Here is a 17,608-nt window from a genome sequence, read left to right as displayed (position 1 = left end):
GACTGCTGCACGGATAGGTGACATCTGAGATGGCTTGCCGAGAGGTGGCCTGGAAGGATGTTGCTGTGCCAAAGCCCTATCCCCGCGAGTTCCGTGACGACGTGGTTCGCGTGGCTCGCGATCGGGGACCCGGAGTGACGGTTGAGCAGATCGCCGAGGACTTCGGGGTTCATCCGATGACGTTGTTCAAGTGGCTGCGTCAGGCCGAGGTCGACGACGGCGTCAAGAGTGGCGGGCCGGGTGTGTCTCGTGGTGAGTCGGCCGAGCTGCGCGAGGCCCGGCGGCGGATCAAGCTGCTGGAGCAGGAGAACGAGGTGCTGCGCCGTGCGGCGGCGTACCTGTCGCAGGCGCATCTTCCGGGAAAAGGCTCTACCCGCTCGTGAGCGAGCTGGCCGCCGCCGGGGTTCCGGTGGCGGTGACGTGCCGGGTACTGAAGATCGCTCGCCAGCCGTACTACCGGTGGCTGGCCCAGCCGGTCACCGCTACCGAGCTCGAGCAGGCCTACCGCGCCAACGCCTTGTTCGACGCGCACCGCGACGACCCGGAGTTCGGCTACCGGTTCCTGGTCGACGAAGCCCGCGACGCGGGCGTGTCGATGGCCGATCGGACTGCGTGGCGGCTCTGTTCGTCCATGGGCTGGTGGAGCGTGTTCGGCAAGAGACGCGGCAAGAACGGCAAGAAGCCCGGCCCGCCGGTCCACGACGACCTCGTCCGCCGTGACCTCACCGCACAGAACCCGAATCAGCTGTGGCTGGCCGACATCACCGAACACCGCACAGGCGAGGGCAACCTGTACCTGTGCGCGGTCAAGGACGTCTACTCCAACCGGATCGTGGGCTACTCCATCGATTCCAGGATGAAATCCCGCCTCGCCGTGGCCGCGCTCAACAACGCCGTCGCCCGCCGCGATGAGGTCACAGGCTGCGTTCTGCACACCGACCGCGGATCGCAATTTCGGTCCAGGAAGTTCGTGCACGCACTCGCACGCCACGGCCTCGCAGGATCGATGGGCCGAGTCGGCGCGGCCGGAGACAACGCGGCCATGGAAAGCTTCTTCGCGCTGCTGCAGAAGAATGTTCTCGACCGGCGGACCTGGTCCACCCGTGACGAGCTCCGGATCGCGATCGTGGGCTGGATCGAACGGACCTACCACCGCCGCAGACGCCAAGCCGCCCTCGGCCGGTTGACCCCCATCGAATACGAAACAATCATGACCACACCGGCCAGTCAGGCCGCGTGACCGAAACTGTCACCTACTCGTGCAGCAGACCCTGATCAATGATGATTGATGTGGCGTGGTGCGAGCCGATTGCAAGCATAAGCGCTGGTAGAGGCTGCATGAGGCGCTGACGGTCCTCCTCGCAATGAGAACCTCGGCTGTCGCATTGCTTGGCTTGCCGGGCAGACCACCCAGCACAGGGATCCGCCAGCAGATGCGTGACCGGCGCCGGAACCCTGGCGACCCTGGGGTGCCGGCCAACACACGCACATGCCGATGACAGGCCGCTTCAGTCATCCTCGACGTGAAGAGCCGAGAGCCGGGAGTCGGTGGACGTCCGGGCGGTCAATGTGCTCTCCAGTCCACTGTGCGTGCGCCTTTTTGCCAGGTGAGGTGCTCTGCGGTCCGCCGCTCATCCGCTGAGGGGGAGGCACGGCGGGGGCCGATGGACCAGTCTCGCTGGGACAGCCCGGGGAGCGATGTTGCGCGCCGGGGCCCGTCCATTCAGGGGAGCCGGTCATGGGCAAGTCTTTCAGGGGCGTTGTGAACACTGACATCCGTGATTCGGTGCCGGACTGGTCGCCTTTTGAGCCGCCGAAGGCGCCCGACGGAGCGCCGAGCGTGGTGTACATCGTGCTCGACGATGTGGGGTTCTCCGCGATGGGGTGCTATGGCGGTCCCATCGAGACACCGAACATCGAACGGATCGCCGGCGCCGGTGTGCGGTTCACGCAGTGGCACACTACGGCGCTGTGCTCGCCGACGCGCTCTTGTCTGCTGACCGGCCGCAACCACACCCGGAACGGCATGGCGTGCATCACCGAGTGCGCCAGCGGGTTCCCCAACGCCAACGGGGTGATTCCGCCCGAGAATGGCCAGATCCAGGAGATCCTCGGAGCCGAGGGCTGGAACACGTACATGGTCGGCAAGTGGCATCTGTGCCCGGAAGCCGAGATGAATCTGGCCTCCTCGCGGCGCAACTGGCCGACGGGCCGGGGCTTCGATCGCTTCTACGGTTTCCTGGGAGCCGAGACCAACCAGTGGTATCCGGATCTGGTCTACGACAACCATCCCGTCGACCCGCCGCGCTCGCCCGCGGAGGGGTACCACCTGAGCGAGGACCTCACCGACAAGGCGCTGGACTTCATCAAGGACGCGAAGGTGATGGCCCCGGACAAGCCGTTCTTCCTCTACTACGCCCCGGGCGCCTGTCACGCCCCGCACCACGCGCCCAAGCAGTGGATCGATCGCTTCCAGGGGCGCTTCGACATGGGCTATGAGGTCCTGCGTGAGCAGACCCTTGCCCGTCAGAAGGCAATGGGGCTTGTCCCGGAGAACACCGAGCTGCCGCCGCTGAATCCGATCGGGACACCCGAGACCCGCACCGGCCCGAACGGTGCGTCGTTCCCGACGCTGGACTACACACGGCCGTGGGACTCGCTGTCGGGCGAGGAGCAGCGGCTGTTCAGCCGTATGGCCGAGGTATACGCCGGCTTCCTGGCGCACATCGACGACCAGATCGGCCGGTTGCTGGACTACCTCGAGGAGACAGGTCAGCGCGAGAACACGATGATCCTCGTGGTGTCCGACAACGGCGCCAGCGGCGAGGGCGGCCCCAACGGGTCGGTCAACGAGAACAAGGTGGCCAACGGGATCCCGGACGACCTCCAGGAGAACCTGGCGAAGCTCGACGAGCTCGGCAGCCCGGCGACCTACAACCACTACCCGAACGGCTGGGCGATGGCGTTCAACTCGCCGTTCAAGATGTGGAAGCGGTACGAGTTCGAGGGCGGCTCGGCGGACCCGTGCATCATCTCCTGGCCGCAGGGTATCGAGGCCAAAGGCGAGCTCCGCGAGCAGTACCACCACGCAGTCGACATCGTCCCGACGATCCTTGACGTGCTCGGCGTCGAGGCACCCGCGACGATCGCCGGACACCAGCAGAGCCACTTCGACGGCCTCAGCATGCGGTACAGCTTCGACGCCGCACCGCTGCCCAGTGCACGCCAAACCCAATTTTACTCGATGCTCGGCTCCCGCAGCATCTGGCACCAGGGCTGGAAGGCCGTCACGACCCACCCCACGCTCAGTGGCTGGGCTAGCTTCGCCGAGGACACGTGGGAGCTCTACCACACGGACGTCGATCGCTCCGAGGTGCATGACCTGGCCGCCGAGGAGCCCGCACGCTTACACGAGATGATTAATCTCTGGTACGCCGAGGCCGGCGCCAACGCCGCCTTCCCGCTCGACGACCGCTCCGCCCTGGAGTTGCTCACGACGCCGCGACCGGTTCTGTCACTGCCGCGCAACCGCTACATCTACTACCCGGGCGTCGCCGAGGTGCCAGAGTCGCAGGCGGTCAACATCCGCAACCGCTCCTACGCGGTCGCCGCGGTCGTCGACATCCCCGCGCCGGGGACTCAGGGCGTTCTGTTCGCACACGGCTCGCGGTTCGGCGGCCACTCCCTCTACGTCAAGAACAACCGATTGCACTACGTCTACAGCTTCGTGGGCAGCCTGGAACAGAAGATCGTCGCGGACGAAGAACTGCCGACGGGCGAGGACCTGATCCTGTCCGCCGCCTTCGAAAAGACAAGTGAGGATCCGCCCGGCGTCGCGGTCGGAACACTGTCGCTCTTCCACGGCGACGTCAAGGTCGGCGAGGGCCGTATCCAGACCCAGCCGGGCAAGTTCTCAATCGCCGGCGACGGCCTGTGCGTCGGACGCGACAGCAGCGACCCGGTAACCCAGGACTACCCAGGCGAAGCACCCTGGTCGTTCACCGGCGGCACGATCAAGCGCGTAGCCGTCGACGTCAGCGGCGACCCCTACGTAGACCTGGAGCGCGAAGCCGTCGCGATGATGTCGCGAGAGTAGCCCGACACCGCGCGGCGCACGGCGTACTGCGTCACGCAGTCAGCCCCAGCCAGTTCCGCCAGCTGGAGCCACACTCGCTGTACACCGTTGACTGGGAGCGCCAATGACGCCAACAGTGCGCCAGAGCTGAGCCTCAGCCGCGCTGATACGGTTCGTTGGCGCCGGTTGTGGGCGGTCGAAGCGACCCGCCCAGCACGTCGGTTCCCCGGGTCACACCGGAATACGCGGAGCCCCTTCAATTTCACCGGCATCTCCACACTTTGGGGGGGTGATGTCACGTTTGGCCTGATGAACAGGCGATGTCTGCAGTCGGTGGCCGCGTTTGTCGGCGAAGTGGCGCAGTTCCTGGAGGACGTCGCGATGTTGGTTGGTGTGGGGTTGGACTGGTGATGGCGGTATGACGGTTGCGGACGAGACGTTTCAGCCATCGGCGCCGGCGTGTTGGTGTTGCGGTCGCGAGTTCGAGGATCGTGATTTGGTGCGGCTGGGAGCGCGCCCGGAGTCGGGGTCTGCGTGGGGTGTGCGGGGTATTTGCAGCGCCGCGCGGCCGAGCGCGAGGACGAGTTGCGGCCGTTCCGCGCTGCGGGTGCACGGTCGGTGGTGCCGGATGTGCGGGGGTGGGTGATCGCCCGAGCGTGGCACGAACTGCCGGTCGTTGGGCGGCTGCTGCGACGGATCGACCGTCACCTGCCCTGACCGGGCGGTCTCCGGTCGGGAGGAGCGACTCGAACAGACGTGCGGCGATTTGCGTGGCCTCCGGCGTGAACCGGTCGACCAGCATCGCCCGGGTCAGAGAGCCGGCGACGAACACGCCACTCCCACCGCTTGGGGATCGCGACTGAGCACCTTCGGTTGATGGGTGACGGATCTGGTTCGGTTGATCCTTGACACTCAGTTCTGGAGTTTACGGCGGCGTTGGCCGCCGGGTACGGATGATTTCTTCTTACGGACCTCGCCTGCCTCGTCGCGGGTCTGGGTGCGGAGGAGTTGGTCGCCGTCGAAGAACTGCAGGACGGTGTCGGTGACCCAGACGTCGATGTTGCGGCCGGCCGCGGCGATGCCGAGGCAGACCTGCTGCCAGCTCACGCACACCACGCCGGCCCGGCTGGCTCGCCGCGCGACCCAGTAGCCGTCACCGCGGCCGGGGTCGGGGCGGGAGACCTCTGCCCGGCGCAGCGGGGTGACCGGCGCCGGCACGGCTTGCAGGAACCGGTCGGCCGGCGTCGCCATGCCGATCGCCTGATGCGGCCGGCGATAGTTGTACTCGGTCACCCAGGCGTCCAACTCGGCCTGTGCTGCCTCGAGGTCGGCGAAGACCCGATCGGTGCGGAACTCGGCGCGCAGTGCCCGGTGGAACCGTTCCACTTTGCCGGTCGTGGTGGTCGGTGAGCGGGGCTGGGTGAGCCGGTGGGTGATCCCGTTCTCGCGGCAGATCCGGTCGAACAACACCTCCACGGGTGGCTGGTTGAACCGGCCGGTGAACACCTTGCCGTTGTCGGTCAGGATCTCCTCCGGGACACCGTAGGTCCGCATCGCCAAGGCCAGCCCGTCGCAGACTCGCTGGGCCGACTCGCGCAGCATCAGATAGGCGCTGACGCAGTACCGGGAGTGGTCGTCGATCCCGGTCAACGCCTTCGCCGTGCGTCCGTCGGCCAGGACGAACCCGCCGACTACATCCATCTGCCACAGCTCCATCGGCCGGCCGCGTTCCCACCGGCGCCACTTGCGGTCCCGCGGCCGCCGCGCCCCGGGATCGATCAACGACAACCGGACCAGCGCCCGATACACCGCCGATTCCGACGGCACCAACGCCACCGGCACCAGCCCGTCCCGTCCCAGCTCATGCACCAACCGTCGCGGCCCCCAGGCCGGATGCGCCCGCCGCAGCTCGGCCACCGCGACCTCGACCACGGCCGGCATCTGATGCGGGCACGACCGCGGCCGATGCGACCCATCGCCGAGATTCTCGATCCCGCCCGCCTCGTACTTGGCCAACCAGGCGTGCAGGGTCTGCCGCGACACCCCGAACCGCGCCGCCGTGTCCTTCACCGTCTCGCCGCCGCTGACCACCGCCAGCACGGCCTGATACCGCTGCTCAGCCACACTCATCTCCCGCATACCGGGAGTGTCAAGGATCAACCGAAGCAACCGTCAAGCATCAGCCGAAAACGTGTAAAGCCTCAACCGAGGACGATCTGTCGTCCCTCAGCCGAGGCCATACATTTCTGGGGTAGGGCGGACGGGACTCGAACCCGTGACCCAGGGATTATGAGTCCCCTGCTCTAACCAGCTGAGCTACCGCCCCGTGTGCGGGTGATCGTATCGGGTTGGTGGGGGTGGGGTGTGAAACCAGGGTGGGGTCAGGGGTTCGACGGAGGGCTGGTGACCGGTGAGCGGGCATGATGGGGGCAGGTCCGAATGAGAGGAACTCCCATGGGCTGGTTCATTTTTCTGGTGATCGTGGTAGGCGCGATCGCGGCGTACAAGTATCGCGTGCCGCTGCTGGCGAAGATCCTCGGGCAGCCGCAGGATCGGATTCAGCGGGCGATCGATCGGAAGAAGGGCAAGTAGGCGGGAGCGACGGCCCCGGAGACGTGCGGAGGCCCCGACCGCTGGGTGCGGTCAGGGCCTCGTTTGCTCACGCGATGACGGTCAGCCGACGCGTACGGCGGCGACCGACGCGGATGCGGTGATCTCGCCGGCGCCGGCTGCGCTGCCGTCGTCGTTGTAGCCGAAGGCGAACACCTCGACGGTGGTCGCCTTGGATACCGTCACGATCTTCACGGTCGCGCCGGTGAGCTCGCGGTCCTTCGCGGGCGAGATCTCGGCGCCGAGGATGGTGCCGTAGTCGGTGCCGAACGCCGTGTCGGAGGCGCCGACCCGGAGCGCGAGCTGCGGCCGCGTGCCCGGCGCGCCCGCGGTGGTGCGGGCGAAGAAAGCGGTCGAGTTCAGCAGCCAGGTGCCCGGCTGCAGGGTGAACTCGCCCACCTTGGTCTTGTTGGTCTTGAACGACCCGCCGATCTTCGCGATCGCCACCGGATCGAAGTCCTTCGCGACACCGGACTTGCCGTAGACGTCGGTGTCCTTCAGGAACGCGTTCCGGTCGGCCGGCACGATCTTGCTCGCGGGCAGGCTGTTGTCCACGACCTGCGAAGCAGCGACCGAGCGCGGGCAGAGCGGGTACGAGAGGCTCTTGCAGTCGGGCTTCACGGCGCCGTTCGCGGCAACCGTGACACCGACCAGCACGCCGGCCCCGAGCACGGCCGCGACCAGCAGCCGTCCGCTCTTGGTGTTCAGGAACTTCTTGACGTTCACAGGGTTTCCTTCCCCTCCATCCCCGAGGCCCCCTCGGGATCCGGAGAGGAACGTACCGGCAAAGGGATGGTCTAGGCCAGTATCAAACCCTTGATTCAGGTCGGGAGCGTCCGGCACCACGCGGTCAGCGTGACTTTGGCGGTCGTGCCCAGGTCGGTGTCCACCGGCCAGACGACCGCGTGCTCACCCTTGCCTCGCGCAACGGCCAGGTAGGTGCCGGATGCCTTGTCCTCGCCGGCTTCGACCGTGTTGGACCAGGAGATGGCAGCGAGGGCTGTTTCACCTTTGCGGAGGACCAGTTTCTTCGGACCGGGGTCGATCGCCATGTACGACGTACCGCGGGTCATCGTCAGGTTCATCGCTCGGCGGTCGGCGTCCAGCACCGCGATGTCGGGGTACCCGTCGACGGTGATCGGTGTGGAGCGGCAGTTGGTCAGCTTCACGACCACGGCGCGGTGGCCGAGGGCCGCGTCGACCGGTCCGACGGTGATCGAGGCGCCGGAGGCCGGGCATGTGGGCCGCGGCGGTGCGGGCGTCGGATCGGGGTGAACGGTGGTGAACGGGGTCGGTCCTAATGGCCGGGGGGTCAACTGCGTGAGGGACGGCTTGCTGCCGGTCGTCACTGCTGCACTCTGGGTGCCGCAAGCGGTGAGGAGTAGCAGTCCGGCGAGGAGCCCCACCCGGGCACGACGATGCATTCGTCGAACCTACCTGCGCCCACAGGCAACGAAAAAGCCGGGCTCCTGTGAAGAGGAGACCGGCTGGTTTGTTGCTCCCGCGACTGGACTCGAAAAAGGCGCGGGCCAGTCTCCGGCAGTGCGTCCTGACCTGCGGTTTCCTCCGCACGACCTGGCAGTATGCCGGAGAGGACATATAACCCGCCATTGCATAAGTACCAACGAGTACGAACAGCTAGTGGCACGTTGTGGCACGCTTGGGGGTGCGGGCTTCCGCGACTGGTCAGGGAGATGAGCGAAATGGGCCGTGCCACTAGGTCGAGGTCGAACTTCGGGAGCGCGCGCCGGCTGCCGTCCGGACGCTGGCAGGCCCGCTGGACCATGCCCGATGGCAGCAAGCACACCGCGCCGTCGACGTTCGACACCAAGACCGACGCGACCGCGTACCTGGCCGCCGTACGGACCGACGTTGCCCGGGGCACCTATACGCCACCGGTGAAGCCGCAGCCGGCTGAGGTCGCAGGAGTGACCGAGTACGCCGCCGCGTGGATCGCCGGCCGCGAGCTCGCGCCCCGGACCCGCGACCATTACCGGTGGCTGCTGGACGAGTACATCGCGCCGGCCTTCGGTCCGCTCACCGAGGTCACGCCGGCGAAGGTCCGCACCTGGCACTCCGGCCTCGCCACCGGCCCGACCGCGAAGGCGCACGCCTATGCGTTGCTGAAGGCAATCATGGCGACCGCCGTCGAGGACGAGGTGATCGAGGCGAACCCCTGTCGCATCCGCGGAGCGTCCAAGGCGAAGCGCTCGCGCGACATTCGGCCGGCGACCCTGGACGAGCTCACCGCGATCACGAAGGCGATGCCGGCGCGGATGCGGTTGCTGGTGCCGTTGTCCGCCTGGTGCGCGCTGCGGTTCGGTGAGTGCACCGAGCTCCGGCGCAAGGATCTCGACCTCAAGGCCGGTGTGGTCCGGATCAGGCGTGGCGTCATCCGCACCACCGATGGCGAGCGCCACGTCACCGACCCGAAGACCGCCGCCGGTAAGCGCACCGTCGCGATCCCGCCGCACCTGATCCCCGCGATCCGCGCGCACCTGCGCGACCATACACAGATCGGTTCCGAGGGGCTGCTGTTCTGGGGTCCACGTACCGGCGCACAACTGCCTCATAGCTCCCTGCTGTGGCAGTTCAACCAGGCCAAGCACAAAGCCGGCAGGGACGATCTCAGCCCGCATGCGCTGCGCCACACCGGTGCCGTCCTGGCCGCTCAGTCCGGTGCGACAGTGGCCGAGCTCATGGCGCGGCTCGGACACACCACGGCCGAAATGGCGATGCGCTACCAGCACGCGAGCGAGGAACGCGACCTGGTCATCGCCCGCCGGCTGAGCGAGCTTGCCGCCGGCAACTGAAACAGTTGATGAGGGTCCAATTGTCTCTGAGGTTAATTGCCGCGCATTAGGCACATTTGGACAATTGTCGATGTTGCCATCGAGAATTCAGGTATGGAAAGTACGGATAGGAACATCGATCCTGAAAAGCTGGTGACGCTCAAGCAGATCGCCGCGTGGTACGGCGTCACGGAGCAGACCGTCAGGAACTGGATCTCCGCCAACAAGCTTCCGGCGGAGAGGATCGGCCCGCGAGTGATCCGGGTCAAGGCCGGCGATGCGCTCGCCATGTCGCACGCGATCCCGACCGTGGGGAACCTCCGGTGAACAAGCCGGATCGGGACGAGTGATGCACAACTAGTTGGTCCGACCAACACACACACTCTCGCGGCGGGGTAATACGGGTCAGGGTGCCTCGCCGCGATTAACCCCCGAAAGGGAACACTGCCGTGCCCACTGACCATGAGGGTCGCCCCGGCCACGGGGCGACCACTCCACTCGCTGTACCCACCTCAAGTGTACTTGAGCCCAACGACCCGTTCGAAGCCCACTACGAGAGGGTGGGAAAGGGCGACTTGTACCGCCAACGGAAAGCCGAGATGACGGCGAAAGCCTCCGCTGCCCTCGGAGTCCCCATCACCCTCACCGGCGACGCCCTCGCGGCCGTTTCGGCTAGCCTGACGGCCGACTGGTCCCAGAGAGCCACCGAGGTCGCCGAGCCCGCGGCCAAGGTTGCCACCGGCACCGACCCCGCACTCGGGACCGTACTGCGGCGGTCCGAGCTCGCCAAGCTGCCGAAGATCGAACCGCTCATCGAAGGCGTGCTCTCGACGCCGGCCGCCGTGGTGCTGGTTGGTAGCTGGGGCGTCGGCAAGACGTTCCTCGCGTTGGCGTTCGCCCTGTCGGTTGCCACCGGCAATGTGTGGCTCGGACGTGCGGTCCGCCGCACCAAGGTGCTGTACGTGCTCGGTGAAGGCGCTTACGGGTTCGATGACCGGGTCACCGCATGGGAGCTCGCCTGGAACAAAGGCGATCCCGTCTCCGATGGCGACCTCAAGTTCATCGTGCAGCCCGACTCGCTGAAGAAGGCCGCGACCTGGCACGCGATCCAGGCCGAGGCCGTCGAGTTCGGAGCCGGCTTCGTGGTGCTGGACACGCTGTCCAGCCTCGCTCCGGACGCGCATGAGACCAACGACGCTCCGCTGATCATGCGCTACTTCACCAACCTCGCGACCGCGATCAACGGTACGGCGTTGTTCGTGCATCACCCCGGCTGGAACAACACGGACCGGACCCGTGGCGGCTACCAGTTCGAAGGCAACGCCGACGAGGTACTGCTCGCCACCGAGGTCAGCAAGGGCTCGGAGATGTTCACCCTGCTCCGGAAGAAGGTCAAGGAAGGTGCCGCCGGCAAGATCCTGTATCTGCGGCGCAAGCCCTCACGCGGCTCCTGCATCGTCGAGGAGACGTTCGCGGACACGGCGAGTGTCCCGGTGGCAGACAAGGTCCTCGCCGTGCTGGCCGCGTACGGCGACCTCGGTGCCAGCGGGCCGGACCTGGTCAGGGAGCTCGAAGTTCCCGACACGACGAAGTCGACCTTCTACCGGCAGGTTGGGAAGTTGGTTGACGCCGGCAAGGTTCGCCGCGAAGGCAGTCGGAGCCGGTACAAGTACTACCTCGCCACCGGTGCCGGAGGGTTCGCATGAGTCCTGGTAAATCGTTGCTGCGACTGGGAATGAGACTCGCCAACAACTTTCCAGTCCCACGCGAGTCGCACCTTCCACGCTCACGAGTCGCACCGAGTCTCACGTGAGTCCCACCCGGGCCATGTTGAGTCCCACGCGCCCCCCCCTTTAGGGGGGCGTGGAAATGGGACTCGCGACTCGCAACTCGAACCAACCAACAGGAGGCAAGAGATGAGCAACACCCTGATCGATGGCAACCACCCCACCGAGGACCCCACGACCCGGAGGTGGATGCCCTGGAACGAGTGGCTCGCTCGGTACGAGCAGGGGCCGAACGGGTCGGATCAATGGTCCGGATCGGGATCGCTGCGCCTGTCCGGACCGAGGAGGGTGACCAGTGACCATGACACCGAGTAATTACAGGACCCGTTTTTTGTCAGGAACGCACCGTGACAGCTACCTGTCCCGCTCGATTCCTCAGAGATCACACGCAACTCAGCGTAACTAGTTGCAGGAGGCAATAATGGCCAGAAAGTACGCCGATGCGACGACACGGTTCCACGAGTCGTACGAGGTCGACAAGAAGACGAAGTGTTGGCTGTGGGCGTGCTCGCTCGACACGAATGGGTACGGCCGGCTCCGCAACAACGACGGCCGGCTCGTGAGCGCTCGCCGGTTCGCGCTGATCGAGATCGCCGGCAAGTTCATCCCTCCGGGCTACAGCGCGACGCAGATCTGCACCGGCGGCCGGCAGTGCGTCAATCCGGACCACCTGACGTCGGTGTCCGGGTCGGTCATCGCGGCCAAGCGTCCCGGCTACGGCGGTTCTCGCAGCGCGGTCGACCCTGCTGCCCGGCGGCAGTCGTGATCAGCGAGGGCGACTGGCAGGCTGCCTGCCTGGCGCGGTTCCGGCAGTACGACGACCGAAGTCTCCAGTTGGCGATCCTGACCCTGACCGACTGGCGCAATCACACCGAAGGCACTCCGGTGGCAGATTCAGACCAGGTACTCCTCCTGCTCGCGTGCCAGGTCCGCGACGAAAGGGTGGCGCAGGGCCGCGAGATCGCCAACGTTGGCATCCCGGTGGCCGAGCTCCTCGGCGGCGACGATGACGAGGAGGGGTTTGTCGGACCGACGTCGTAGCATGTAGGTAGTTGTGGATAGCAAGTAGGCACGCCGATCGGCCGATCGGGGCAATTCGCGGCAGGTGGCAACCACCGCGACGTGTATCACGTGGAAGTTGAGGACGACCGCCGGCAGGGCGAAACTCGCCGGCCTAGGCGCTGAGGCGCGGTTGACGCCGGACTCCCGTTTCCTTCGGAATCTGAGCGACGCGCTGTCTGTCCGTCTCTAACCATCTCGCTCCGGCGGCGCGCTCGCTCCCGTAAACGGGAGCCATTGCCCATGGCAATCTTCACGCTCACCGACGCCTTCATTTCGGTGAACAGCGTCACCCTGTCCGATCACGGCAACAAGGTGACCGTCGAGGACAACCGCGACGCGATCGACATCACCGCGTTCGGTGCCACCTCCAAGGCCGTCACCAAGGGTCTTGGCGACGCCAAGATCACCATCACCTTCTTCCAGGACTTTGCCTCGGGCAAGGTTCACGCGACGTTGCAGCCGCTCATCGGCTCCAGCACCCCGGTCCCGATCGAGGTACGCGCCACGTCTGGCGCTCGTTCGGCGACCAATCCGGCGGCTCTCATGCAGGGCCTGCTGATGACTTACAACATGCTCGACGGCGGCGTTGGCGAGGCCAGTCAGATCACGGCTGAGTTCGACAACGGTGCGCAGGTCGGCCTCACTTACCCGACCTCCTAAGGGGCCGTCATGTCTCAGATCATCAAGGATTTGCGCGCCCGGCGAGAGCTCGTCTGGACCGAGGCGAACGCACTCGCCAACACTGTCGCCACCGAGAACCGCAGTTTCAACGAGCAGGAAGAGGCGACCTGGCAGCGGCTCAACGCCGACCTGGACGCCTACGACGCCCGTATCCAGCAGTTGCAGGGCCAGGAACAGCGCGACCAGGCCAAGGAGGATGCCTTCGGCAACCTCGCCGGCCGGCCGCTCGACCGCAACGCTCCCCGGTCCGGCGACGACGCCGACCTGGACAAGGCGTTCCGGTCCATGATCACTTCCAAGTACGCCGAGCCGATCGACATTCCCGTCTCTGGGCGTAGCTACTACCAGCCGGGCATCGAGCAGCGCTCCACGCTCAAGTCCACCGCGACGCAGGCGTTGCCGGTCTCGGTCTATGACCGGATCGTTCAGCACATGGTCGAATCTTCGGCCGTCCTGAAGGCCGGCGCGACGCTGATCAACACCGACAACGGCAACGACTTGCAGGTTCCGAAGTCCACGGCGTTCTCCACTGCCGCGCTGTTCGGTGAGGGTGCGACCATCACCGCGAGCGATCCGACGCTGGCCGTGGTCACGCTGAAGGCGTACAAGTACGCGACGTACTTCGAGGTCAGCCACGAGCTTGCCAACGACGGCAACGTGGACTTGCTCGGGTTCCTGGCGCGACAGGCCGGGGAGTCGCTGGCTCTTGCGTACGGCAACGACCTGGTCAACGGCACCGGCACCGGCCAGCCCACCGGTGTGCTCACCACCGCGACCCCGGGTGTCTCGGGCATCACCGGCACCGGTACGACCCTCGGTACGCAGGGCACCGCCGGCATGGGCACCGACATCCTCTACAACCTCGATGCATCCCTTGCCGAGCCGTACGCGGCTGCGGAGAACCGGGCATGGCTGATGCGCAACGCCAGCCGGGCCGTGATCCGCAAGCTGAAGGACACCACCGGTCAGCCGGTGGTCGGTGCCGACGGCAACAGCTTCCTCGGTGCGCCGTTCGTCGTGGACCCGTTCATGCCGGCCATGGCGAACCTCGCCGAATCGATCGCGTACGGCGACTTCAGCCGGTACTTCGTTCGGATCGCCGAGGGCATTCGTTTCGAGCGGTCGGATGACTTCAAGTTCCAGACCGACATGGTTGCGTTCCGCTGCGTCATCCGCATCGATGGCGCGCTGATCGACTCCAACGCGATCAAGACGTTCGCGAACGCGACCTAATGCCTAGGGCAACGAAGGCCACCAGCACCCCGCCGGCTGACCTCGGTGGGGTGCTGGTGGTGCGCATGCTCGTCACGCTCACCGGTGCGCACAACGGGGTCTACTGGCCGCCGGTGGGTGGTGAGGTCGAGTTGCCGCACCACGAGGCCGCGAAGCTCGTTGCCGCCGGCTACGCCGAACCCGCCAACGCTCGTGCTCCGCGCAAGCGTGCCGTGCGGGTCACGAAGGCGAGCGACGTCCGCGACTGGGGGCCGGTCTCCGATGGCTAATGAGCGGCTCGACTTCAATATCGACGTTCATGACCGGGGCGCTGAGTCCGGGTTCAGCCGACTCGCTAACCGGCTCGAAGGCGTCAACCGCAAGATGGTCGACGCTGCGCGGTCTGCGCGCGAGTACGCCGGTGTCAGCGAGAAGTTGTCCCGAGTTCGGGATCGGGAAGCCGATGCTCTCGACCGGGTCGGGATTGCCGAAGCCAATCTCAGCGAGATCCGCAGCAAGTCGACCGCGAAAACCAGTCAGATCCTCCGCGCGGAATCCCAGCTGGCGAAGGCTCGACGTGATGCAGCGCGGGCTACTGGCGACGTGGCACGCGCCATCGAGCGGGCCGCCACTCCCGATGGCCAGAGCTCCGCGAAAAACTACATCTCCGGATTCCACCAGTGGATCACCGGTGCCGGAGGCAAGGATCTGCACGACGCCGGAAAGTTCGGTGGCAGTGTCTTCGGTTCCGGCTTCCTTGGCGCATTGCGAACGCCGGGGCTCGGTCCTGCCCTCGTGGTCGCCTTCAGTGCCGTCGCTGCCTCGGTACTCCCGGAGGCGGGCGCTATCGCCGGTGGCGCTGTCGTGGCCGGCTTCGGTGCCGGGCTCGCCGGTCTCGCGATCGTGTTCGCCTCGAAGGCTCAGCGGGTCCGCGACGCCTGGAAGACGACGCTGTCCGGGATGGGCGCGGATATGACCATCCTGTCCAGACCGTTCGAGAGCACGTTGGTCTCGCTGGCGAACGTTGCCTCGCGCACCTTTGGCAGGTTCAAGCCGGAGCTCAAAGCCTCGTTCGCCGATCTCGCGCCGGCCGTTGCTGTGTTCGCTGACCAGTTGGGCAGGGCGTTCGAAAAGCTCGCACCCGCGGTCAAGCCGATGGCCGATGCGTTCGCAGCTGTTCTGCGTGCGACCGGGCCGGCGATGCAAGATGCCCTCGGCAACATGTCCGACGGCATGGTCCGGTTGGCCAACTCGGTGAAGCAAAACCCGCAGGGCCTCGCCGACCTGACGCGCGGAGTCGGTTCGCTGAGCGGTAGCCTGCTCGGGGCGATCGCCAGCCTCAACGACTTCAACGGTGGGGTCTCTCGTCTCACCGGTGGCACCAGCGCGATGGATCTTGCGCTCGGACACAGTAACTCGCTGATCGGTGACGTCTGGCAGACCGCGCGGAAAGCCATCAATCCGTTCCAGGGCCTCTCCGACACGTTCCATGCATTGACTCACACCGGCAACAGCGCTGCGATCGCTACCGCCGCGCAGGCCAATGCGACCAGTAAGGCAGTGAAGCCGGCCGAGACGCTGACGGACAAGATCAACCGGCAGACCAGCGCCACCGATCAACTCATCTCCACCATGTTCCGGATGCAGAATCTGGCCCTCGGGCTGTCCGGTAGCGAGATCACCTACCGGCAGTCGATTGCCGACGCGACACAGTCGGTGCGGGACAACGGCAAAAACCTGGATCTCAATACCGCGAAGGGTCGGGCCAACAAGACCGCGCTCAACAACCTTGCGCAGTCCGCGAACGACGTGACGGCAGGGATGCTGCGCGCCGGCCGTGGCACCGCTGCTGCCTCACAGGCCGCGCAGGCGTCCCGTGCGCAGTTCATCGGCATGGCCGAAAAGATGGGCCTGTCCAAGGCTGCGGCGAAGCGGCTCGCCGATCAGGTGCTGCTGACGCAGCGCCAGATCAACGCGATGCACGGCAAAAATGTTCCGATCACGTACACGATGAACGGCACCAACTTCACCCTCAACACCAGGACGCCTAGCCGCGTCGGTGGGCTCGCCGGAGGTGGTCCGGTCAGCGGTCCGGGCTCGGGCACCAGTGACCGCGCCGGCGTGTTTGCCCTGAGCAACAATGAGTACGTCGTCAAGGCCGCGTCCGCACAGAAGTACGGTCAGAAGGCCATGAGCTCGGTGAACTCCGGTACGGCGATGGTCGTTCCCGGAATGGCTGCCGGCGGAGCGGTCAACATCCATGGCACCGGTGTGTTCAAGGATCAGGCACAGCTGCGCAAGGTGCTCGGGGCTGGTTTCGCGCCGGCCGTCAGCAGTGCGGCGGGTGCCGGCGCAGGGGTTGAGCGGTGGCGCGGAGTCGCCCTGGCCGCGTTGGCAGCGGCGCATGAGCCGGCCTCGTGGATCGGATCACTGCTGCGGCGGATGAACCAGGAATCCGGCGGAAATCCGCGTGCCATCAACCTCTGGGACTCCAACGCCAAGCGCGGTATGCCGAGCCAAGGGCTCATGCAGACAGTGCCTGGGACGTTCGCGGCGTACGCCGGTCCGTACCGGGGTCGCGGGATCTACGACCCGTTCGCGAACATCTACGCGGCTATCAAGTACACCGTCGCGCGGTACGGCTCGGGGCCTGCCGGCTGGAACAGGCCCGGTGGCTACAAGAATGGCGGTTGGCTGATGCCTGGTCAGACCGCGTACAACGAAACCCGCAAGCCGGAGGCGGTGTTCAACCAAAGCCAACTCGCCTCGATGGGCCGTCGTAGCCAGGAGGTCAACATCAACGTGAACGGGACCGTGCTGGACTCCCGGACTGTCGACCAGATCATCTCGGAGATCCGCAAGCGGGTGTGGACGCACTCGAACGACGTTCACGCGGTGTTCGCCCGGTCTGGACGACGGCCCGGACGACGATGACGGATATCAGGATCTCCGACAACGGCGAGGTGAAACTGCTCGCTGCGCGGCTCCGTGCTATGGCCAACGGCGGTCTACAGCGCGAGCTCGCCACCGGTTTGGATAAGGCCACGAAGCACCTGGACCTGGACGTGCGCGAGTCCGCACTAGAGCATCTGCCGAAGCGCGGCGGACTGGCCGAGGTGGTCGCGAGCTCGCACATCGAGGTCGCGAAGATCACGCCGCTGCGGGTCCGGATCATTGCCCGAGGCATCAGTCAGCTTGCCTTGCTCAACAAAGGCTTCGTGAACCATCCCACCTACGGGCACCGGCCGTGGCGGTTCGAGGCGATCGCGAAGGCTCGGGGATGGTTCGACCGCCCGCTGCAGAAGAGTGCACCGGCAGTACGTCGAGAGCTCGAACGGGCCATGAATCGCACCGCGAGGCGCATCGTCGGAAAGTAGACTCCCGCGTGC

At 66.2% G+C, this 17,608-nt stretch carries 18 protein-coding genes and 1 tRNA gene; 15 read left to right on the top strand and 4 right to left on the bottom strand.

Annotated features, from left to right (window positions below; all coding sequences use genetic code 11):
• The first annotated feature begins 65 nt into the window (after positions 1-65).
• The 3 genes from EV645_RS28340 (at position 66) to EV645_RS42910 (ending at position 4,792) form a co-directional block, all read left to right on the top strand.
• Positions 66-1,240, top strand: a protein-coding gene (locus EV645_RS28340; RefSeq protein ID WP_130447052.1) for an IS3 family transposase whose coding sequence is annotated in 2 segments (ribosomal slippage) — positions 66-359 and positions 362-1,240 — 1,173 coding nt in all. Because the reading frame shifts where the segments join, the coding sequence is not laid out codon by codon here.
• 522 nt (positions 1,241-1,762) lie between these two features.
• Positions 1,763-4,096: an arylsulfatase gene (locus EV645_RS28335; protein ID WP_242000713.1), complete on the top strand. Its 2,334-nt coding sequence runs from the start codon at positions 1,763-1,765 to the stop codon at positions 4,094-4,096.
• 531 nt (positions 4,097-4,627) lie between these two features.
• Positions 4,628-4,792, top strand: a complete 165-nt coding sequence (locus EV645_RS42910; RefSeq protein WP_242000712.1) for a hypothetical protein — start codon at positions 4,628-4,630, stop codon at positions 4,790-4,792.
• Positions 4,793-4,987: 195 nt separating this feature from the next.
• Here the strand turns inward: EV645_RS42910 and EV645_RS28325 are convergent, their stop codons facing one another.
• Both EV645_RS28325 and EV645_RS28320 read right to left on the bottom strand, forming a co-directional pair.
• Positions 4,988-6,214: an IS481 family transposase gene (locus EV645_RS28325; protein WP_130447050.1), complete on the bottom strand. Its 1,227-nt coding sequence runs from the start codon at positions 6,212-6,214 to the stop codon at positions 4,988-4,990.
• Between the two features lie 113 nt (positions 6,215-6,327).
• Positions 6,328-6,401: transfer RNA gene (locus tag EV645_RS28320), tRNA-Ile, on the bottom strand.
• Between the two features lie 128 nt (positions 6,402-6,529).
• On the opposite strand from EV645_RS28320, the gene EV645_RS42365 reads away from it, so the two are divergent.
• Positions 6,530-6,667, top strand: a complete 138-nt coding sequence (locus EV645_RS42365) for a hypothetical protein (protein WP_198681893.1) — start codon at positions 6,530-6,532, stop codon at positions 6,665-6,667.
• An 81-nt stretch (positions 6,668-6,748) separates the two neighbouring features.
• Here EV645_RS42365 and EV645_RS28315 read toward each other — a convergent pair whose 3' ends face one another.
• Both EV645_RS28315 and EV645_RS28310 read right to left on the bottom strand, forming a co-directional pair.
• Positions 6,749-7,411: a hypothetical protein gene (locus EV645_RS28315; protein WP_130447049.1), complete on the bottom strand. Its 663-nt coding sequence runs from the start codon at positions 7,409-7,411 to the stop codon at positions 6,749-6,751.
• Positions 7,412-7,506: 95 nt separating this feature from the next.
• Positions 7,507-8,109, bottom strand: a complete 603-nt coding sequence (locus EV645_RS28310) for a DUF4232 domain-containing protein (RefSeq protein WP_130447048.1) — start codon at positions 8,107-8,109, stop codon at positions 7,507-7,509.
• A 279-nt stretch (positions 8,110-8,388) separates the two neighbouring features.
• Here EV645_RS28310 and EV645_RS28305 point away from each other — a divergent pair, with 279 nt between their 5' ends.
• From EV645_RS28305 to EV645_RS28255, 11 genes are all read left to right on the top strand, one after another.
• Positions 8,389-9,498, top strand: coding sequence for a tyrosine-type recombinase/integrase (locus EV645_RS28305; RefSeq protein WP_198681892.1), 1,110 nt, complete (start codon positions 8,389-8,391; stop codon positions 9,496-9,498).
• 93 nt (positions 9,499-9,591) lie between these two features.
• Entirely contained in the window at positions 9,592-9,804 is a 213-nt protein-coding gene (locus EV645_RS28300; RefSeq protein ID WP_130447046.1) for a helix-turn-helix transcriptional regulator, read from the top strand.
• Between the two features lie 272 nt (positions 9,805-10,076).
• Positions 10,077-11,183 (top strand): AAA family ATPase, encoded by a 1,107-nt coding sequence (locus EV645_RS28295; RefSeq protein WP_130447045.1) that lies wholly within the window; start codon positions 10,077-10,079, stop codon positions 11,181-11,183.
• Between the two features lie 210 nt (positions 11,184-11,393).
• Positions 11,394-11,579: a hypothetical protein gene (locus EV645_RS28290; RefSeq protein ID WP_130447044.1), complete on the top strand. Its 186-nt coding sequence runs from the start codon at positions 11,394-11,396 to the stop codon at positions 11,577-11,579.
• Positions 11,580-11,685: 106 nt separating this feature from the next.
• A complete protein-coding gene (locus tag EV645_RS28285; RefSeq protein WP_130447043.1) occupies positions 11,686-12,030 on the top strand; it encodes a hypothetical protein in 345 nt (114 codons plus the stop codon).
• On the top strand, positions 12,027-12,305 hold the full coding sequence (locus EV645_RS28280; protein WP_130447042.1) for a hypothetical protein: 279 nt from the start codon (positions 12,027-12,029) through the stop codon (positions 12,303-12,305). The genes EV645_RS28285 and EV645_RS28280 overlap by 4 nt, the downstream gene beginning before the upstream one ends.
• 261 nt (positions 12,306-12,566) lie before the next feature.
• Complete coding sequence (locus EV645_RS28275; RefSeq protein WP_130447041.1) at positions 12,567-12,986, top strand: radical SAM protein; 420 nt, start codon at positions 12,567-12,569, stop codon at positions 12,984-12,986.
• A gap of 9 nt (positions 12,987-12,995) precedes the next feature.
• On the top strand, positions 12,996-14,240 hold the full coding sequence (locus EV645_RS28270) for a phage major capsid protein (protein WP_130447040.1): 1,245 nt from the start codon (positions 12,996-12,998) through the stop codon (positions 14,238-14,240).
• Complete coding sequence (locus EV645_RS28265) at positions 14,240-14,509, top strand: hypothetical protein (protein ID WP_130447039.1); 270 nt, start codon at positions 14,240-14,242, stop codon at positions 14,507-14,509. The genes EV645_RS28270 and EV645_RS28265 overlap by 1 nt, the downstream gene beginning before the upstream one ends.
• Positions 14,502-17,153: a lytic transglycosylase domain-containing protein gene (locus EV645_RS28260; protein ID WP_130447038.1), complete on the top strand. Its 2,652-nt coding sequence runs from the start codon at positions 14,502-14,504 to the stop codon at positions 17,151-17,153. The genes EV645_RS28265 and EV645_RS28260 overlap by 8 nt, the downstream gene beginning before the upstream one ends.
• Positions 17,150-17,596: a hypothetical protein gene (locus EV645_RS28255; protein WP_130447037.1), complete on the top strand. Its 447-nt coding sequence runs from the start codon at positions 17,150-17,152 to the stop codon at positions 17,594-17,596. The genes EV645_RS28260 and EV645_RS28255 overlap by 4 nt, the downstream gene beginning before the upstream one ends.
• Positions 17,597-17,608: the final 12 nt, after the last annotated feature.

This window comes from Kribbella rubisoli (assembly GCF_004217145.1).
GTDB classification, from domain to species: Bacteria; Actinomycetota; Actinomycetes; order Propionibacteriales; family Kribbellaceae; genus Kribbella; species Kribbella rubisoli.
This window is presented reverse-complemented; position numbering and strand designations above follow the sequence as displayed.

Bases quoted from the DNA above. Each gene is read 5' to 3' on its own strand.
- EV645_RS28325 (WP_130447050.1), bottom strand. From the start codon at position 6,214: ATGCGGGAGATGAGTGTGGCTGAGCAGCGGTATCAGGCCGTGCTGGCG.
- EV645_RS42365 (WP_198681893.1), top strand. From the start codon at position 6,530: ATGGGCTGGTTCATTTTTCTGGTGATCGTGGTAGGCGCGATCGCGGCG.
- EV645_RS28310 (WP_130447048.1), bottom strand. From the start codon at position 8,109: ATGCATCGTCGTGCCCGGGTGGGGCTCCTCGCCGGACTGCTACTCCTC.
- EV645_RS28305 (WP_198681892.1), top strand. From the start codon at position 8,389: ATGGGCCGTGCCACTAGGTCGAGGTCGAACTTCGGGAGCGCGCGCCGG.
- EV645_RS28300 (WP_130447046.1), top strand. From the start codon at position 9,592: ATGGAAAGTACGGATAGGAACATCGATCCTGAAAAGCTGGTGACGCTC.
- EV645_RS28295 (WP_130447045.1), top strand. From the start codon at position 10,077: ATGACGGCGAAAGCCTCCGCTGCCCTCGGAGTCCCCATCACCCTCACC.
- EV645_RS28290 (WP_130447044.1), top strand. From the start codon at position 11,394: ATGAGCAACACCCTGATCGATGGCAACCACCCCACCGAGGACCCCACG.
- EV645_RS28285 (WP_130447043.1), top strand. From the start codon at position 11,686: ATGGCCAGAAAGTACGCCGATGCGACGACACGGTTCCACGAGTCGTAC.
- EV645_RS28275 (WP_130447041.1), top strand. From the start codon at position 12,567: ATGGCAATCTTCACGCTCACCGACGCCTTCATTTCGGTGAACAGCGTC.
- EV645_RS28270 (WP_130447040.1), top strand. From the start codon at position 12,996: ATGTCTCAGATCATCAAGGATTTGCGCGCCCGGCGAGAGCTCGTCTGG.
- EV645_RS28265 (WP_130447039.1), top strand. From the start codon at position 14,240: ATGCCTAGGGCAACGAAGGCCACCAGCACCCCGCCGGCTGACCTCGGT.
- EV645_RS28260 (WP_130447038.1), top strand. From the start codon at position 14,502: ATGGCTAATGAGCGGCTCGACTTCAATATCGACGTTCATGACCGGGGC.
- EV645_RS28255 (WP_130447037.1), top strand. From the start codon at position 17,150: ATGACGGATATCAGGATCTCCGACAACGGCGAGGTGAAACTGCTCGCT.